The following is a 15152-nucleotide window of genomic DNA, read 5'->3' as shown; positions in this document are numbered from 1 at the left end:
TGTTCGCCGACAGCAACCTGCAGCTGTCGACCAGGCCCCGCACCCCGACCAGGTCGGCGAAAACGAGGCCGCTCAGGTCCAAGACGACATCCCGTGGGGTTGGGTGTGTCGTAAGCAGCTCTTCGGTCATCTCGGCAAGCAGCTCCGTGCCGTACAGGTCGAGCTCACCGGCAAGCTCGGCCCGCACGGCCGAGGGAAAAGTCTCAACGCTGATGCTGAAATGACCGGATCCGAGGTCCTTCCGCACAACGCTCAATTTGACAAACCTCCCGGCCGTACAAGCCGGCAGCCACACCCCACGGCAGCTGGTTTGTCAACTGCGCTAGTTGTCACCTACCCAGCTCCGAGGTAGCCAAATCTGGATCGGCGTCTGACGCTCAGGTGTCTCGGGAGGCGGCGAGCGGAATCGAACCGCTGTACAGGGATTTGCAGTCCCTTGCCTAAACCACTCGGCCACGCCGCCCGGCATTGCCTGCGGCAGTCTAGGGCTTGTCATGACGGCCGGTGGAGCCCGACACCGGCCCCGCGGTCGCTCAGCAACTACTTTCGGCGGGTCTCGACATCACCCAACAGGCCCCCGAACCAGGTGCTGAACCGGCTTCCAGTGTCCGAGCGGATAACGCTCGGCACGGCTGCCGGCCTGTTCGCGACAGCGGGGGTCGTGGCGGCGGCCGGAGCCGGCCCGGTGCCCCGGTTCGTCACCGCCGGCCTGGCGTTGGCGGCGCTCGCCGCGTTGGTCGGACAGGCAATAGAGCACGTCGGCGAGTCGCTCGGCTCAGGGGCAACCGGCCTTCTGCAGTCGACTCTCGGAAATCTGCCGGAGCTGTTCGTCGCGCTGTTTGCGTTGCACCACGGCCTGACCGGCGTCGTTCAGTCGGCTCTGGTCGGATCCGTCCTCGCCAACGCGGTGCTCGTGCTCGGTTTGGCGTTCGTCGCAGGAGGGATCCGGCACGGCACGCAACGCTTCGACCCCGAGGAACCTCGGCTCTACTCGTCGCTGCTCCTCCTCGTGGTCGCCTCGCTGCTGGTGCCCACCCTCGCGATCAAGTTGGGCACGCCCGCTGCGAAACACGCCACCGCGTTGTCAGACGTTTGCGCGGTGGTCATCCTCGTGCTCTATCTGGTGAGCATCCCATTCTGGTTGCGCTCCGGTCGGGAAGCGTCGGAGTCGTCCACGGCGACGGGATCAGCCACAGACCGCCAGGACCAGGCGGCCCTGTCTCTCGTTGGAGCGGTGGTAATGCTCGCCGCCGGCAGCTTGGGCGCCGCAGTGGCATCCGATTGGTTCGTCGAACCGTTAAAGCAGGCGACCGTGAGCTTGGGGCTGTCGGAGACGTTCACCGGTCTGGTTGTTGTCGCCATCGCCTCGAACGCGGTCGAGCATGTCGTCGGGATCCGCTTCGCTCTCAAGGCGAAACCCGCCTACGCGATCAGCACCACGTTGAGCAGCCCGCTGCAAGTTGCTCTCTTCCTGACCCCCATCCTCGTTCTCCTCAGCCCAGCAGTGGGTCCGGCGCGCCTCACACTCGTTTTTCCAACTCTGCTGGTTGCAGCCCTTGGGATTTCGGCTCTGGTCGTGGTGGCCGTGGTCTACGACGGTGAGTACACCTGGCTGGAAGGCATCGCGCTCGTTGCCCTCTACTGCATCATCGCCGCCGCGTTCTGGTGGGGTTGACCCAACCTCAGGGGTAGCGTCTACAACCGTGTCAGGCGGCCTTTCTCCGGGCGACCCATTCCCTCTCGGGGCGACCTTCGACGGGTTGGGCACGAACTTCTCGCTGTTCTCCCAGGTCGCAGAGTCCGTGGAGCTCTGCCTGTTCGACGAGGAGGGCACCGAGACCCGGCTGCCCCTGCCGGAGGTGGACGCCTACTGCTGGCACGGCTGGGTCGAAGGCGTCGAGCCCGGGCACCGCTACGGGTTCCGCGTGCACGGGCCCTACAAGCCCGAGAACGGGCTTCGGTGCAACCCGAGCAAGCTGCTGCTCGACCCTTACGCGAAGGCGGTCGACGGGCAGGTCAGCTGGGGCCAGCCGGTATACGCGTACAAGCTGGGCAAGGACGACCTAACGGTAAACAGATCCGACTCGGCCCCAGACATGCCCAAGGCGATCGTCATAGACCCGGCGTTCGACTGGGGCGCCGACCGGCATCCCCGGACCCGGTGGGCAGACACGATCATCTACGAGACCCACGTCAAGGGGCTCACGTTCCGCCACCCGGAGATCCCCGAGAAGATAAGGGGGACCTACGCAGCGGTCGCACACCCGTTGATAATCGATCACCTCACTTCGCTTGGAGTGACCGCCGTCGAGCTGATGCCGGTGCACCATTTCATCCACGACCACCGTTTGGTCGAGATGAAGCTCAGGAACTACTGGGGCTACAACTCCATCGCCTACCTGGCGCCGTACAACGGCTACGCATCACGACAGGGTCATCGCGTCGTCAACGAGTTCAAGGCGATGGTCAAATCACTGCACGCGGCCGGCATCGAGGTGATCCTCGACGTGGTGTACAACCACACCGCTGAAGGCAACAATCTCGGCCCGACGCTCGCCTACCGCGGCCTCGACAACGCCAGCTATTACCGCCTGGTCGAGGATGAGCCCCGCTTCTACAGCGACTCGACCGGGACGGGCAACACGCTCAACGTCCGGAACCCCCACGTCCTGCAGATGATGATGGACTCGCTGCGCTACTGGGTTCTGGAGATGCACGTGGACGGCTTCCGTTTCGACCTCGCCGCCACGTTGGCGAGGCAGTTTCACGAGGTCGATCGGTTGTCGGCCTTCTTCGACATCATCCAACAGGACCCGACCATCAGCCAGGCAAAGCTGATCGCCGAGCCGTGGGATGTTGGAGACGGTGGTTACCAGGTCGGCAACTTCCCTCCGCTGTGGTCCGAGTGGAACGGAAAGTACCGCGACGCGGTGCGCGACTACTGGCGGCAGAGCGGCGCAGCGATCGGTGAGCTGGCAGACCGTCTCACCGGAAGCTCGGACCTCTACGAGGCGACCGGGCGCCGGCCGTTCGCCTCGATCAACTTCGTCACGGCCCATGACGGGTTCACCCTCCAGGACCTGGTGTCCTACAACGAGAAGCACAACGAAGCCAACGGCGAAGGCAACCGCGACGGGACCGATGACAACCGTTCCTGGAACGGCGGGGTCGAGGGGCCGACCGACGACCCCGCAGTGAACGGTCTCCGCCGGCAGCAGGTCCGCAACTTCTTGGCCACGTTGTTCCTGAGCCAGGGCGTGCCGATGATTCTGGGGGGCGACGAGATGGGCCGCTCCCAGCGGGGGAACAACAACGCCTACTGCCAGGACAACGACATCTCCTGGTACGACTGGGAGAACATCGACCGGGACCTGCTTGTGTGGACCCGGTCCCTGATCGCCCTCCGCCGGCAGCACCCGGTCTTCAGGCGTCGCAGGTTCTTCCAGGGTCACCCGGTCCGGGGGCCGAGGACAGCCGACCGCCTGCCGGACATCGCCTGGTTCCGCCCGGACGGCAACGAGATGACCGACGACGATTGGGACGTCGGTTACGCCAAGACCCTTGGGGTGTTCCTCAATGGCGAAGCCATCCCCGACCCTGACGCGCACGGCCGGCCCATCGTGGATGACTCGTTTTTCCTGATATTCAACGCCTGGGAGAACACCATTGACTTCACCCTTCCGGAATCCCGTTGGGCGACGCAGTGGGAAGTGGTTATCGACACCGCCTCGATGCGCCCGGCCGGTCCGGTCGCTGTTTTGGTCACAGGCCCCGGCATGGGGACCGACCTGCCCACTGGTGCGCTCGACAGTCCCCCCGTCCGACGGCCGGCCGGCGGAGTTGTGCCCTTGTCAGGTCACCGCCTGGTGGTCTTGAAGTCGGTCAGCCCGGTGGCCTGAGAACACAAAACCGGGCAGATCACCCAACTGGCATTAATCGCAAATAGTTGGTCGTCTATTTGGACAGATTTGGGCGTACGGCGGGATTCTGATACAGGACCTCCAGCTACCATTGCAGTCTTGGAGGTGGCAGCTGTGGCCGAAGACGTGCCAACCACATACGCCCGAGCAGTCGGCGAACGGCTCCGTAACCTGCGGCGCCAACAGCGTCTGTCCCTTCTCGCGGTCGAAGAGGCGTCGGGGCGGGAGTTCAAGGCCTCCGTTTTGGGGGCATACGAGCGGGGCGAGCGAATCATCTCAGTCCTGCGTTTGCAGCGCCTTGCGGAGCTCTACGGGGTTCCCGTCGATCAGCTCCTTCCCCGAACCAGCTCGGCCGCGGCAATCGCCAACGCCGGGGGCTCCTCGAGTGGGGAGAATGACAACGGACACGCCCACGCGCTCGCCATCGACCTCGTCCGGCTGACCGATCTCGACGCACCGGAAAAAGACATCCTCCGGCGCTACATATCGATGATCCAGATTCAGCGAGGAGACTTCAACGGCCGGATCATCACCATCCGCAACGAGGACGTAAGGGCTCTGGCCAGGGTATTCGAGCTCGACGAGCCGACCATGCGCGAGCGGCTCAAGGACCTGAAACTGGTCGAAGAGAAGGCCTGACTTCTTAACCGAAGGCGGCCAGCCAGGCTTCCTTGGTCCGCGGCTTGAAGACCATGTTCATCTCCCTGACGGCCGCCATGGTCGCTGTCGACGCGACCGAGTAGCGGTGGCCGGGATACAAGACGGTCGAGTCGGGCAGGGATACCAGCTTCTGGAGGCTTTCGTAAAGCGCCCCGGGATCGCCCCCGGGCAGGTCGGTCCGGCCGCAGCCCTCGAGGAACAGAGTGTCCCCGGCGACGAGCATCCCGTCCACGAGAAAGCACTGGCTTCCCGGGGTGTGCCCCGGAGTATGAAGGAGCTCGACCTCCACTGCTCCGACGGTGATCTTGTCGCCGCCTTCGTGGCCCACCACCTCATCCGAACCCAGCCCGGTCACCCGGGTCACGAGGGACGCCTCGTGGCGGTTCGCGTGGACCGGTACCTGCACCCTGGAAAGAAGCTCGGCCAGACCTTCGATGGTGTAGCCCATCATCGACCCTCCGACGTGGTCGGGGTGGTGATGGGTGACCAGCGCGCCTGTCACGGTCATCCCGTCTGCGAGGGCGGCGTCGACCAGGTCACCGACCCCGTAGGCAGGGTCGACTACCACCGCGTCACCTGTCGCCCGGTCGCCGATGAGATAGCTGAAGTTCACCATCTGGGTGGCGAGCGGGTCACCGGCCGCGAAGTCCCGACCGGAAAGCAGCTGGCGAAAGTAGAGCTGGTGGTCAACCACGGCCCGATGTTACGCGGCGGCCAGATCGTTGCCAGATCAACCATATTCTGGCCGGCTCCGGCACCTGAGACACATCCTGGGACATATGTTCCACGAAAAGAGGCAGACTTGTACGCGTGAAGCCAGAGGCGCGGGAGGGGCCGGACCCTACTGCCGATGCCACTGCCCCTGAGGAAGTGCACGAGTCAACGTCCCAACGGGTGTCCCGACGCATGTCTCTATCGGAGCTGGTCCAGCGGAGCGGGGTGCCGGCCAGCACCATTCATCATTACCGCCGCTCCGGCCTGATCCCCCCGCCCGTGCGAGAGGCGGCCAACCGGTTCGGGTACGACAACTCTCACCTCAGGGCCCTGCTCGAGATCCGCTCGCACTCGACAGATTCCCCCGAGTGCCGAGAGGGCATCGTCGATGCTGCCATAGAGGCCTTCCGCACCCACAGTTATAACGAAGTGACCATCAGCGACATCGCCGAGGCCTGTCACATGGCCAAGGGCAGCGTCTACCGGTACTTCGAGTCGAAGGAGGACCTGCTCACCGCGGCGATCGAGAAGCTGCTCGACGACACGGCAAAGCGATTCGGGGAGACCGTCGAGAGCCTCGGGGGTGCCGAGGGCCTGAACGCCAACCCCGAGAAGGCGGCCCTGGTCTTCGGGCACCTTTTGGCCGGGGTCCTGCCGATCCTTCTCGAGTTGGGAGCCCGAGCGGCGAAGGGGCACGAGCCGAGCGCCGACCTGGCCCGCAAGGTGCTGCGAACCCTCGCCGAGACCGGGGGCCGCCCGTTCGCTCCAGATGGCGATGTCGATGAAGCGGTCACGGCCGGCCTGGGCGTGATCGAGCGGGCGTTCGCCACGGTCCTATCGTGGGCGGTCGGGCCGGACTGGCCCCCCGATGACGAGGAACCACCGGTCCAAAACAACTGACGCACGGGCGGCATCACCTAACCGAAAGGGGTAATGCTTGACACGCGCTGCCGGGGGCGCGTACAACTTGTGACCACGCGGTCACCCCCTTACACACGTCCCGGCGACCCCCCGACCGGCTCGAGGACCGCAGGGTACCTGCGGGACGAAGGCTTGACGGCTCCCGCCGGCCTGCCTTCCCTCGACTCGATCACAGCCCGCGCCCGAACGGAGAACTTCCGGGTCGCGTCCCGGCTCCTTCCGCGCGACTTCCGTGACCCGCTGATGGACGTCTACCGCTACGCCCGTTTCGTCGACGAGATCGGCGACAACTACGACGGCGACCGCCTGGCGGCCCTCGACTGGGTGGAATTCGAGCTACGCCGCGCCACGGCCGGAGCCGCCGGCGCCCATCCGATCATGGCCGCGGCGGGGAACCTCGTTCGGGACGGCAGGGTGTCGGTCGGCCTGCTGCTCGACCTCATCTGTGCAAATCGGCAGGACCAGACGGTGAAGCAGTACGAGTCCTTCGAAGACCTGCTCGGGTACTGCGAGCTCTCCGCCAATCCGGTTGGGCGGTTGGTCCTCGAATTGTTCGGCGTCGCCACGGATGACCGGGAACGTTGGTCCGATGCCATCTGCACCGGGTTGCAACTGGTGGAGCACTGGCAGGACGTCGGCGAAGACGCCCGCGCGGGCAGGGTCTACCTTCCGTGCGAGGACCTTCGCACCTTCGGTGTCGAAACCTCAGAACTCCTGGGGACTGGCCCGGCGAGCCCGTCCTTGCGCGCGCTCATGGCCCTCGAGTGCGGGCGGGTGCGTGACTTCCTCGATCGGGGCGCTCCTCTGATCGCCTCGCTCGGCGGACGGCTGAAGCTGGCGGTAGCGGGTTTCTGGGCGGGTGGCCTCGCCGCCGTCGACGCTCTGGAGGCACAGCGATTCGATCCCCTGCCCCGACACGTGAGTCCCAAGGTTGCTCGAGTGATGTGGCACATCGGGCGCATCCTCGTTCCAGGTCCGCGCCGATGACAATCGACCAAACGTGTATGCAGGCGCGCACTCTCGGTGCCGAAGAGGCCTATGAGGCTTGCGAGAAGATCACCTCCGAGCAGGCTCGCAACTTTTCGTACGGCATCCGGTTGCTCCCTGCCGAGAAACGACGGGCGATGTGCGCCCTCTACGCGATGGCGCGACGTATCGATGACATCGGCGACGGCAGCGCGGCTACTCACGAGAAGCTCCGCTCCCTCGCCGAGGTGCGCAAGTCGATCTCCGATCTGAGCCAGGATCCGTCGAGCGGCGGCTCCGACCCGGTGCTGGTCGCGCTCGCCGACGCGGCGGCGCGCTTCCCTCTCCCGATGGACGCGCTCGTCGAGCTGATCGAAGGCTGCGAGATGGACGTGAACGGCGTCGGGTACCGCACCTTCGACGACCTGGTCGGGTACTGCCGGCGGGTCGCCGGAACAGTCGGGAGACTCAGCCTTGCCGTTTACGGAACCAAGGCGACCGCGGACCGCGAGAAGGCGGAGTCCTTGGCCGATTCGCTCGGGGTGGCACTTCAAATCACCAACATCCTGCGCGACATCGTCGAGGACCTCGAAACGATGGGCAGGATCTATCTACCTGCCGACGACAGGAACCGCTTCGGGGTACCGTCCGACGTGCAGAGCTGGACCGACCTGCAGGGCGGGGAGGACGGCATCACCGCGCTCATCCGGTTCGAGGCTGCGCGCGCCCGCACCTGTTACGCCGAAGGCCTGCAACTGCTCCCGATGCTCGACTGGCGATCGAGGGCGTGCACGGCAGCGATGGCTGGCATATATCGGCGTCTCCTTGACCGCATCGAAGCAGAGCCGGATTCGGTTCTCAGAGGGCGGATCTCGTTGTCGGGTTCGCAAAAGGCGCGGGTCGCAGTGCGGGCGTTGACGAGGGGGACGGTATGACGGCTCGGGAGGCACCGAAGATCACGGTGATCGGCGGGGGGCTCGCGGGTATCTCCGCTGCCCTCGAATGCGCCGATCGTGGCGCGCGGGTGACGCTGATCGAACGGCGGAACCATCTTGGCGGGCTGACCTGGTCCTTCCAGCACGGGGACATGTGGGTCGATAACGGGCAGCACGTCTTTCTCCGCTGCTGCGACGATTACCTCCGCTTCCTCGACCGCATCGGCGGGCTAGGCGACGCCCACCTGCCGGGCCGCCTCGACATTCCAGTCGTGGCTCCGGGAAGGAACGGCTCCCCGGTCGTCGGGCGGCTTCGGAGATCCGGCCTTCCCGCACCGTTCCATCTCGCGGGCTCCCTTCTTCGTTACCCGCACCTCGGCCTGTCGGACCGGTTGCGCCTCGGGGTTGCGGTAGCAGGACTGCGAAAGCTACGCCTCGATGACCGCGCCCTCGACTCAGAAACGTTCGCCGCGTGGCTCTACCGGCACGCCCAGACACCTGGGTCGGTGAACGCGGTCTGGGATCTGATCACCATCCCGACGGTGAACCTGCCTTCTTCCGAGGCATCCCTGGCGATGGCCGCCAAGGTGTTCAAGACCGGGCTTCTGGAAGACACGAACGCAGCGGACATCGGTTGGAGCAGGGTTCCGCTCGGACGGCTGCACGGAGATCGGGCATCCTCGGCGCTTCGCGAAGCGGGCGTCGAAATCCGTTTGGGGGAGAGAGTCCAGCGTGTCGGCTTGAACGACTGTGCCGATGGCGAATCGACAAACAGACACGACGCGCAGCGCGGGTATGTCGTGTCCGCCGTCGGATGGGACCTCCGATCGGACGGCGTGATCGTCGCTGTGCCACACGACGAGGCGGCCAGCCTTCTGCCCGAGGGCTCCATCGACAACCAGAACATCATCGACGAGCTTGGATTCTCCTCGATCGTCGACGTTCATCTCGTCTACGACCGGAAGGTGACCGACTGGGAGCTCATGGCGGCCGTGAACTCCCCCGTCCAGTGGGTGTTCGACCGGACCGAATCCTCCGGGTTGGCCGGCCTGCAAACTGAGTCGTCATCAAGGCCGGCTCGGCAGTACCTGGCGGTTTCGATGTCCGCAGCAGACGACCTCCTCGCACGGCGTCCAGATGACGTTGTCTCGTGGATCAACTCCGAGTTACAGCATCTGCTGCCTGCGGTTGCCGGAGCGAAGCTGCTCGACTCCCTCGTGACCAAGGAGCGCCGGGCGACCTTCGCCGCCAAGCCGGGCACCGCGCGACTCCGGCCGGCACAGAGCACCAAGTTTGCGGGTCTCGCCATCGCGGGAGCATGGACGGAGACCGGGTGGCCGGCGACCATGGAAGGCGCCGTACGAAGCGGACGGACGGCTGCGCACGCATGCCTCTCGAGCGCGGCGTGTTCATCCGTAGGTATCTCAGCAACGGGCCAGTCCCCTGGAATGGCTTCGACACATCAGGAGGTTGCGTGACCCCGACTCTCGGAGTACCGCAGGTGCTCGAACGCACGCGTGAAGCGATTACCCCGGCCATGTCCGCCGCGGTGGACCGGCTCGCGCCGGAGATCCGCCGCTTGGCTGCGTATCACCTCGGCTGGACCGACCCCGACGGGAACCCTGTGTCCGGCTCGGGCGGAAAGGGGATCCGGCCGACCCTGGCGATGCTCGGGGCGGCAGCTGCCTGGGCCGATCCAGAGATCGGTGTGCCAGGCGGGGTGGCCATCGAGCTGGTCCACAACTTCTCGCTGATCCACGACGACATCATCGACGCGGACACCGAACGACACCACCGCCCGACGGTATGGTCGCTGTTCGGCGTCGGTCCGGCAATCGTGGCCGGGGACGCGTTGCAGGTGCTCGCCCACCAAATTCTTCTCGAGGCGTCGGATGCCTGGGGCGCGGCCGCCTCGGCCGCGCTGGCCGACGCCACGGCTGCGATGATCGCCGGCCAGGCGGACGACATCGCTTTCGAAACCCGCCGAGACGTGACCGTCGAGCAATGCACCGCGATGTGCGCCGCGAAGACCGGAGCGCTGCTCGGCTGCGCCGCGTCGATCGGAGCGCTCCTTGCAGGGGCTCCCCCCGCCACGGTCGGTGCGCTCCGGGACTACGGCAGGCACCTCGGCCTCGCGTTCCAAGCCGTCGACGATTTGCTGGGGATATGGGGCGATCCTTCGCGGACTGGCAAGCCTTCCGGCAGCGATCTCCGCCAGAGAAAGAAGTCGATGCCAGTCGTGTCCGCGCTGGCTGCCGGCGGCGAAGAGGCCGATGAGCTTCGGATGCTCATCGTCGGACCTCCCGACTCGGACAATCCGCTTCTTCCGCTTTCCCCGGACGAGATCGATCGTGCGCGCTATCTCGTCGAAGCTTGTGGTGGACGCGAGTGGACCACCGTGCGAGCCAAGGCCAATCTCGACGCCGCGCTGGGGGCTCTGGAGCGCGTGCGTCTGTCAGCCATCCCGCACCGAGACCTAGCTGACATCGCGGTGTTCGTGGTGGAGCGCGAGGCGTGACCTCGAGCGACCCGGCCGGGACTGCGGCGCGTCCGCCCGTCGAGGCGTCGTTGGAGGCCGCGGTAGAGCACCTCCTGTCCCTCCAGAGCGCAGAGGGCTGGTGGAAGGCCGAGCTCGAGACCAACGTCACCATGGACGCCGAGGACATGATGCTTCGGCACTACCTGGGAATCGTCGAACCCGGTCCGGCCGCCGAGACTGCTCGTTGGATCCGCTCGAACCAGCAGACTGGGGGCACATGGTCGACGTTCCGCGGAGGACCGCCGGACCTGTCGACGACCGTCGAGGCTTACGTCGCGCTCCGTTTGGCCGGCGACGAACCCGGCGACGCGCACATGCTCGAAGCGGCCAACTGGATTCGCGAGAGCGGCGGGATCGAAGCGTCGCGCGTTTTCACGCGTATCTGGATGGCAGTGCTAGGCGTTTGGGACTGGGAGGACCTGCCGGTCATTCCACCGGAGGTGATGTTCCTTCCAGCCAGGGCGCCGCTGAACATCTACGACTTCGCTTGTTGGGCACGCCAGACCATCGTGGCACTAACGGTCGTGATGGCCCACCGCCCGTCCCGGCCGCTGCCCTTCAGCGTGGAGGAGCTCCTCTCGGGAAAGGCTCGTTCCAGCCGGACCCGCGCCAGCATTCGGAGCACCGCGGGTCGCTTCGCAATTCTCGATGCTCTGCTTCACCGTTACGAGCGGATTCCCGGTTGGGTGCTGCCCAAGTCGCTGATCCGGAAGGCCGCCGTGTCGAAAGCCGAGCGTTGGATCTTGCGCCGCCAGGAGGCCGACGGTTTGTGGGGAGGCATCCAGCCTCCCGTCGTGTACTCGATAATCGCCCTCGACCTCCTCGGCTATCCCCTGGACCACCCGGTCCTTCAAGCCGCTTTCAGGGGCATCGACGGTTTTACGATCCGGGACGAGCGAGGCCGGCGACTCGAAGCATGCCAATCCCCCGTTTGGGACACCGCGCTCGCCGTCGTAGCGCTACGCGATGCCGGCGTCGACGAGGGAGACCCCTCCTTGAAAGCTGCTGCGCGGTGGCTGGTTGGCGAGGAGATTCAAGTACGTGGCGACTGGGCCATCCGGCGACCACTTCTGCAATCCGGTGGCTGGGCGTTCGAGTTCGCCAACGACAACTACCCCGATATCGATGACACCGCCGAGGTGATCATGGCTCTGCGCCGGGTGGGCGGCTCTGCGGGTCCCGACGGCGATGCCGCCTGTGAGCGCGGAGTCGAATGGACGCTCGGCATGCAATGCAAGGACGCCGGCTGGGGGGCGTTCGACGTCGACAACGACAGCCGTCTCATTGCCAAGCTTCCCTTCTGCGATTTCGGCGAGGTCACCGACCCCCCCTCGGCCGACGTAACTGCGCACGTTTTGGAGATGCTGGCAGCCGAGCGCCAAGTCGCTCCCGAGGTGGTCAACCGCGCCTCGGCCTGGCTGTGGCGTCAACAGGAACCGGACGGCTCATGGTTCGGACGTTGGGGAGTGAACTACATATACGGGACCGGCGCCGCCGTTCCCGCCCTCATCGAAGCCGGCGCGCATCCCGACGATCCGCGGATCCGACAAGCCGTCCAATGGCTCGAGCAGCAACAGAATCCCGACGGCGGATGGGGCGAAGACATCCGCTCATATGTCGATGACAACTGGCGCGGTCGCGGAGATTCGACTCCTTCGCAGACTGCCTGGGCGCTCCTGGCGCTGATCGCCGCCGGCGACGCCGCCGCCGAATCCACCCGTCGCGGCGTGCAGTGGTTGGTCGAACACCAGACCACAGAGGGAACCTGGGACGAGCCGTGGTTCACCGGAACCGGATTCCCCTGGGACTTCTCCATCAACTACCACCTTTACCGACTGGTTTGGCCGGTGATGGCGCTCGGCCGGTACGTCACCGCAAGCAGCACCGCCTCGGCGAACTCCCTGACCGCATCGAGGCCGGAGACATCCGGGTGAGCGCCGTCCCCGGGCCGATCAGCGGTCCCGGAGTCGCCGTCCACGGGCCGAGGCACGCGGGGCTCGTGCTATTCGCCCCGCTACGCCTGGAGGCCCGGGCTCTGGCGCCGCGCCGCGCGTCGACCGTTGTGGTTCGCACAGGCGCCGGTCCTGTCAAAGCCCGCAACGCGGTGAAGCGTCTGGCCAGACTCGACGCGCCCGCGGCGGTGGCGGTCGCCGGCGTCGCCGGCGGGCTTCGCCCGGGTATCCAGCCCGGAACGGTCGTCGTCGCCGACAGGGTCATCGACAAGAACGGCAACCTCGTCGCCGAACTGCGTTCGGCGAACCTGCTGGCAGCCAACCTGATCCACGCCGGGTTGTCCGTTGAGGTGGGAACGGTCGTCTCGACGGACCGCATCGTCCACGGACGCAACGCCCGGGAGCAATTCTCGGAGCTCGGAGCTGTCGCCGTCGACATGGAAACCGCCACGATCCTTGCCGAGCCGTGGGAATGTCCCGTGGCCGTCGTCCGGGTAGTAGCCGACACGCCCGAGAGAGAGTTGCGCTCGGTGAGGACTCTCGCGGCCGGCCGGAGGGCTCTTACCGCGCTGCGCTCCGCGGCACCAGTGCTGGAGGAGTGGGCGTCGGCCGTCGGAGAACGCCGGATCCTGCTCGCGGGGCCTCGCTCGTTCTGCGCGGGAGTCGAACGCGCGATCGAGACCGTGGAACGAGCCCTCGAGCGCTTCGGTGCACCGGTATACGTCAGACGACAGATCGTTCACAATCGCCACGTCGTCGAGGAGCTCGAAGCCCGCGGGACGGTGTTCGTCCAGGAGCTCGACGAGGTTCCGCACGGGGCCACCGTGGTCTTCTCCGCACACGGAGTGGCTCCGGCGGTTCGGTCGGATGCGGCCGACCGCTCTCTGCGGGTGGTGGACGCCACCTGCCCGCTCGTGGCCAAAGTTCACCACGAAGTGAATCGCTTCGCGGGCCGCGGACATCAGGTCGTCCTGATCGGCCACGCCGGTCACGACGAGACCGAGGGAACCTTGGGCGAGCAGGAGGGCATCACGCTCATCGAGAACGAGGCGGATGTCGCCGCCCTCGAAGTCGACGACCCCGACAAGCTCGCCTACATCACCCAGACCACTCTTGCCCCTGGCGATGTCGCGAACTTGGTGGGGGCTTTGTCCAAGAGATTTCCCAGCGTCGTCGGTCCGCACGCCGCCGACATTTGTTACGCCACCCAGAACCGTCAGGAAGCGGTGCTGGCGATGGCGGGAGAATGCGACCTCCTCGCGGTGATCGGATCGAGGAACTCCTCCAACACCGCCAGGCTCGTAGAGGTCGCCACCAAGGCGGGTTGCCGAGCGGTGATGGTCGATGACGAACGAGACCTGAAGCTCGAGTGGCTTCGGGAGGCTCGAACCATCGGCGTGACAGCCGGGGCGTCCGCGCCACCGGTCCTGGTCGACCGGTTGGTCGACGCGCTCGGCGGGCTCGGTCCGGTTGAAGTCGAAGAGCGCTCGGTGCGCGTCGAGAACGTAAACTTTCCCCTACCAGTGGAGGTCCGTTAGGTGGGAGTCCCCCTACGCCAAAGCATGAAGATCGGCAGCTACCTGATTCGTCAGAAGCTGGCAGGCCGAGACAAGTTCCCGCTCATAGTCGAGTTGGAGCCGCTGTTCGCGTGCAACCTGGAGTGCAACGGGTGCGGAAAGATCCAGTACCCCACGGAGATCCTCCGCAAGAGATTGTCGGTAGAGCAGGCCGTCGCGGCGATCGAGGAGTGCGGAGCTCCCATGGTGTCAATCGCGGGCGGAGAACCACTTTTGCATCCCGAGATCGACAAGATGACCCAGGCCCTCCTGGACATGGGTCGCTACGTGTACCTGTGCACCAACGCGCTTCTGCTCGAACGAAAGCTCGACAGGTTCGAACCACATCCGCGCTTCAGCTGGGTTGTTCACATCGACGGCCTGCGCGAGCGGCACGACGAGTCGGTTAGCCGCGAAGGGACATTCGACAAGGCTGTTGCGGCCATAAAGAAAGCCAAGGAGAAGGGCTTCAAGGTGACCACCAACACCACCTTCTTCAGCACGGACTCCCCTGAAACCGTCCGCGAGGTGCTCGACTACCTCAACGACGACCTGGGTGTCGACCAGATGATGATCTCGCCGGGCTACGCCTACGAGAAGGCTCCCGACCAGGTTCACTTCCTGTCCCCGCGCAGCTCGCAGCAGCTGTTCGCGGAAGCGTTCGCCGGTGGCCGGCGCAAGCACTGGCGCTTCAACCACAGCCCGCTGTTCCTCGACTTTCTCGAAGGAAAGGTCGACTTCCAGTGCACTCCGTGGGGGATCCCGAGCTACTCGGTCTTCGGATGGCAACGGCCCTGCTACCTCATGGCCGACGGCTACGCCTCCACCTACAGGGAGCTGATCGAAACGACCGACTGGGACCGCTACGGGAAGGGCAGGGACCCGCGGTGCGCAAACTGCATGGCGCACTGCGGCTACGAGCCAAGCGCGGTGCTGGCGACCACCCACTCATTGAAGGAGTCCTTGCGAGCGGCGGTCGGCTCGTAGTG

The 15152-nt window shown here is 65.7% G+C and carries 13 protein-coding genes and 1 tRNA gene; 11 read left to right on the top strand and 3 right to left on the bottom strand.

All coding sequences use genetic code 11. From position 1 onward, the window contains the following. The coding region (locus tag VFZ97_12210; GenBank protein ID HEX6394199.1) for an STAS domain-containing protein at positions 1-247 on the bottom strand (247 nt) is incomplete at its 3' end. Between the two features lie 144 nt (positions 248-391). Continuing rightward, positions 392-463, bottom strand: a tRNA-Cys gene (locus VFZ97_12205). Between the two features lie 141 nt (positions 464-604). On the opposite strand from VFZ97_12205, the gene cax reads away from it, so the two are divergent. The 3 genes from cax to VFZ97_12190 all read left to right on the top strand — a co-directional run bounded on the left by cax (position 605) and on the right by VFZ97_12190 (position 4559). Beyond that, positions 605-1675 carry a calcium/proton exchanger gene (gene cax / locus VFZ97_12200; GenBank protein HEX6394198.1) on the top strand — a complete coding sequence of 357 codons (1071 nt, stop codon included), beginning with the start codon at positions 605-607 and terminating at the stop codon, positions 1673-1675. 28 nt (positions 1676-1703) lie between these two features. Continuing rightward, positions 1704-3899, top strand: coding sequence for a glycogen debranching protein GlgX (gene glgX / locus VFZ97_12195; protein HEX6394197.1), 2196 nt, complete (start codon positions 1704-1706; stop codon positions 3897-3899). A gap of 126 nt (positions 3900-4025) precedes the next feature. Continuing rightward, on the top strand, positions 4026-4559 hold the full coding sequence (locus VFZ97_12190; protein HEX6394196.1) for a transcriptional regulator: 534 nt from the start codon (positions 4026-4028) through the stop codon (positions 4557-4559). A 4-nt stretch (positions 4560-4563) separates the two neighbouring features. Here the strand turns inward: VFZ97_12190 and VFZ97_12185 are convergent, their stop codons facing one another. Beyond that, positions 4564-5274 (bottom strand): MBL fold metallo-hydrolase, encoded by a 711-nt coding sequence (locus VFZ97_12185; protein HEX6394195.1) that lies wholly within the window; start codon positions 5272-5274, stop codon positions 4564-4566. A 200-nt stretch (positions 5275-5474) separates the two neighbouring features. On the opposite strand from VFZ97_12185, the gene VFZ97_12180 reads away from it, so the two are divergent. From VFZ97_12180 to hpnH, 8 genes are read left to right on the top strand one after another with little or no spacing between them, the layout of a single operon-like run. Next, positions 5475-6194, top strand: coding sequence for a TetR family transcriptional regulator (locus tag VFZ97_12180; GenBank protein HEX6394194.1), 720 nt, complete (start codon positions 5475-5477; stop codon positions 6192-6194). Between the two features lie 33 nt (positions 6195-6227). Continuing rightward, on the top strand, positions 6228-7202 hold the full coding sequence (hpnC, locus tag VFZ97_12175) for a squalene synthase HpnC (GenBank protein HEX6394193.1): 975 nt from the start codon (positions 6228-6230) through the stop codon (positions 7200-7202). Continuing rightward, positions 7199-8116, top strand: coding sequence for a presqualene diphosphate synthase HpnD (gene hpnD / locus VFZ97_12170; GenBank protein ID HEX6394192.1), 918 nt, complete (start codon positions 7199-7201; stop codon positions 8114-8116). Before hpnC ends, hpnD begins: the two co-directional genes overlap by 4 nt. Beyond that, positions 8113-9594, top strand: a complete 1482-nt coding sequence (hpnE, locus tag VFZ97_12165) for a hydroxysqualene dehydroxylase HpnE (protein ID HEX6394191.1) — start codon at positions 8113-8115, stop codon at positions 9592-9594. Before hpnD ends, hpnE begins: the two co-directional genes overlap by 4 nt. Further along, on the top strand, positions 9591-10634 hold the full coding sequence (locus tag VFZ97_12160; GenBank protein ID HEX6394190.1) for a polyprenyl synthetase family protein: 1044 nt from the start codon (positions 9591-9593) through the stop codon (positions 10632-10634). The genes hpnE and VFZ97_12160 overlap by 4 nt, the downstream gene beginning before the upstream one ends. Next, positions 10631-12589 (top strand): squalene--hopene cyclase, encoded by a 1959-nt coding sequence (shc, locus tag VFZ97_12155; GenBank protein ID HEX6394189.1) that lies wholly within the window; start codon positions 10631-10633, stop codon positions 12587-12589. Before VFZ97_12160 ends, shc begins: the two co-directional genes overlap by 4 nt. Further along, positions 12586-14145 carry a 4-hydroxy-3-methylbut-2-enyl diphosphate reductase gene (ispH, locus tag VFZ97_12150; protein HEX6394188.1) on the top strand — a complete coding sequence of 520 codons (1560 nt, stop codon included), beginning with the start codon at positions 12586-12588 and terminating at the stop codon, positions 14143-14145. Before shc ends, ispH begins: the two co-directional genes overlap by 4 nt. Next, positions 14146-15150: an adenosyl-hopene transferase HpnH gene (gene hpnH, locus VFZ97_12145; protein ID HEX6394187.1), complete on the top strand. Its 1005-nt coding sequence runs from the start codon at positions 14146-14148 to the stop codon at positions 15148-15150. Positions 15151-15152: the final 2 nt, after the last annotated feature.

The organism is Acidimicrobiales bacterium (assembly GCA_036378675.1).
Lineage (GTDB): Bacteria > Actinomycetota > Acidimicrobiia > Acidimicrobiales > Palsa-688 > DASUWA01.
This window is presented reverse-complemented; position numbering and strand designations above follow the sequence as displayed.

Excerpts from the sequence above, each read along its gene's own strand:
- hpnD (HEX6394192.1), top strand. The coding sequence starts at position 7,199 with ATGACAATCGACCAAACGTGTATGCAGGCGCGCACTCTCGGTGCCGAA.
- hpnE (HEX6394191.1), top strand. The coding sequence starts at position 8,113 with ATGACGGCTCGGGAGGCACCGAAGATCACGGTGATCGGCGGGGGGCTC.
- hpnC (HEX6394193.1), top strand. The coding sequence starts at position 6,228 with ATGCTTGACACGCGCTGCCGGGGGCGCGTACAACTTGTGACCACGCGG.